The sequence below is a fragment of the Protofrankia sp. Cj3 genome (assembly GCF_917627355.1).
Lineage (GTDB): Bacteria > Actinomycetota > Actinomycetes > Frankiales > Frankiaceae > Protofrankia.
On sequence record NZ_CAKJTR010000200.1, the window covers coordinates 5,666 to 8,500 of the forward strand.

Annotated in this window: 2 protein-coding genes and 1 pseudogene; all 3 read left to right on the top strand. The window is 69.9% G+C overall.

Going from position 1 to position 2,835, the window contains the following annotated elements:
* Positions 1-35: 35 nt before the first annotated feature.
* A complete protein-coding gene (locus tag MJ783_RS19925) occupies positions 36-1,154 on the top strand; it encodes a phosphotransferase family protein (protein WP_239312572.1) in 1,119 nt (372 codons plus the stop codon).
* A gap of 268 nt (positions 1,155-1,422) precedes the next feature.
* Positions 1,423-2,157, top strand: a complete 735-nt coding sequence (locus MJ783_RS19930; protein ID WP_239312590.1) for a FadR/GntR family transcriptional regulator — start codon at positions 1,423-1,425, stop codon at positions 2,155-2,157.
* A 268-nt stretch (positions 2,158-2,425) separates the two neighbouring features.
* Positions 2,426-2,835 (top strand): annotated as a pseudogene (locus MJ783_RS19935) (hypothetical protein); the annotation flags it as partial.

Consider the following 2,835-nt stretch of genomic DNA (forward strand, 5'->3'; position numbering starts at 1 on the left):
ACCAGGACCGCAACTACCGGGAAGGGCCGGGGATGATGAACGCCGAGTCTTGGCCGTCAGCGGATTCGCCTGAGCCGGCGGATCCGCCTGAGCTGGCGCCGGTCCGCCCCGGTGAGGAGCTGCCGTGGGAGCGGCTGGCCAGGTACCTGCTGCCACGGCTGGCCGAGCGGGGGCTGGAGGTGACGGGCGACCTGTCGGTGGCGCAGTTCCCGAACGGTTCGGCGAACCTCACCTATCTGCTCTCGTTCGGTCACACCCGTCTGGTGCTGCGCCGGCCCCCGTTCGGCGTGATCGCCCCAGGCGCCCACGACATGCGCCGCGAGCACCGGGTGTTGTCCCGTCTGTGGCAGGAGTACGACCGCGCTCCGCGGGCCTACGTGTTCTGTGCCGACCACGACGTCGTAGGCAGCGACTTCGTGGTCGGCGAGTACCGCGCCGGGGTGGTGGTCTGGGGGGCGCTGCCGCCGTCGCTGCGTGACCTGCCCGACGCGGCTCGCCGCGTCGGTTTCGCCACCGTCGACGCTCTCGCCGACCTGCATCTCGTCGACCCGGCGAGCTGCGGCCTCGACGATCTCGGCCGGCCCGGCGGATACCTCGCGCGCCAGCTGTCGGGATGGCGCCGTCGCTGGGAGCTCGTGGCCACCGCCGAGTTCGACGCACAGATGACCGAAGCGGGCCGCCGCCTGGAGCGCACGCTGCCGGTCTCGCGGGCATCCGTGCTCATACACAACGACTTCAAGATTGACAACTGTCAGTTCGCGCCGGCCGCACCCGACCGGGTGGCATCGGTCTTCGACTGGGACATGGCGACGCTCGGCGACCCGCTCGCGGATGTCGGGATGCTGCTCAACTACTGGCCCGACCCGTCGGACACCGCGGACGACCACGCGCTGCACGTGCCGGGCCTGCGGACGCTGGGCGTGCCCACCCGGGCGGAGGTCACGCGGCGGTACGCGGCGCGCACCGGCGCCGACCTGTCACACATTGCCTGGTATGAGGCGTTCGCCTGCTGGCGGACAGCGGTGATCTGCCAGCAGTTGCACCAACGCTACGTGCGCGGGGAGAGCACGGATGAACGTATGGCCAGCCGCGGGGACGACATCGGGATGCTTGCCCGGCGTGCCCTGCGGATCATGGGGGACGTCACGGGGTGAGCCAGGACAGCCGGGCCACAGCCACTGGCGCTACCGGCCTGTCCGTACTGCCCAGCCCGCCCAGCCCGTCCGCGGGACGGGGCAGGCAAGGAGCTGGGCGGTGCGATTCATCAGGAGCAACTCGGCCTGGCGGTACCCTCTGCTCATGCTGAGCAGCCCCGGTCGAGAGCCGTTGCCTGCGCCCGCTGGAGCGCTGGGCACTCGTCGGCACGCACCGGCCCCGGCGACTCCGCAAGGCTGCATCGCGATCGCGTCGGGTGACGGGGTGATGCGCCGCCTGAAGACATCGGAGACCGTCGCACGGGATGTGGTGCACGACATCATCGCCCGTGGGCTACAGCCTGGTGACGGCCTGCCGTCGGAGGCGGCCATGCTCGAACAGTATTCAGTGAGCCGCGAGTCGTTGCGGGAGGGGCTGCGCCTGCTGGAGGTGCAGGGCCTGCTGTCCATCCGCCGTGGGCCGGGCGGCGGCCCGGTGGTCGGTACCGTCGACCCGTCGAACCTCGGACGCATCTCCACGTTGTATTTCCACCTGGCGGGGGCCACCTACGCCGAACTCTTCGAGGCGTGGGTGCTGGCCGAATGCGTCCTGGCCGACCGGGCCGCCCGCAACCCGGACAGGGACGCGCGGGCCGCCGCGATGGCACCCTACCTCGACGGAGGCGGGGCGTACGAAGAACACGAAGAACACGAGGAGCTGGGGAAGTTCGTCCAGGAGCACGGTGGATTCCACATCGCGATAGCCTCACTGGCCCGCAACCGCGTGCTCGAGCTGAGCATGCAGACCATGGGCCGGATCGTCGCCCACCACGTCGCCCTCACTGACGACCCCCGGGTGATGCGTGACCTGATCGCCGACGATCACCTGAAGCTGGCCCGGGCCATTCTGTCCGGTCATGCCAAGCAGGCCCACAGTCTCATGGAGGAGCACATCCACGGCATCGCACGGTACAGCCGTGAGCGCTTCGGCGACCGGATGGACGACTTCATCGAATGGCGGTGATCACCGCGGCGGTGGGTCGATATCACCCGGCGTGGCTGCTCGGTCTTCGGCCCGCCCGCCACCGGCGAGACCGATTACGCCCGCCGCCTGCTGCCTTTACTCACCCGGGACATGCTGGTGCTGGCCGACCGGGGCTTCGACGCTGCTGCCAGGCGCTACGTAGGGCCGTGGTCACCGCCGTGGAATCGGTTCCTGGCACCGACGGACCGGGCCAGTTTCACCATCGCCCTGGAAGCCAGTCCGACAGACGCTGCCCGCCGCCGAGGGTGTGGTCACCACCGACTCGGACCCGGTCGGCCGGATCGGCCTCGCCGTCCTGGCCGGGCTGCTGCCGCCCCGCCGCCCACGCGTCAGCGTCCGTACGGTCAAATCCTCGCTGTCCCGCTGTAACGTCCCGGCATTGGGGTTAGCCGAAGAGCTGGTCGAGGGTGTCGGCGGTCAGGACACGAACGGTCCAGGTCTGGAGCTGGTCAGTGGAGGCGTTACGCACAGTGGCGAGCAGTGCCTCGGGAAGCGGGCCGAACTTGAGTGTCAGCTGCTGAACGAGGGTCTCGACGCGTCCCTCGACGCGTCCCTCGACGCGTCCCTCGACACGTCCCTCAACGCGTCCCTCAACGCGTCCCTCGACACGTCCCTCAACGCGTCCCTCAACGCGTCCCTCGACACGGCCTTCAGCGC

What these genes read in the sequence shown, in the direction of transcription:
- MJ783_RS19925 (WP_239312572.1), top strand. Translation starts at nt 36, where the DNA reads ATGAACGCCGAGTCTTGGCCGTCAGCGGATTCGCCTGAGCCGGCGGAT.
- MJ783_RS19930 (WP_239312590.1), top strand. Translation starts at nt 1,423, where the DNA reads ATGCGCCGCCTGAAGACATCGGAGACCGTCGCACGGGATGTGGTGCAC.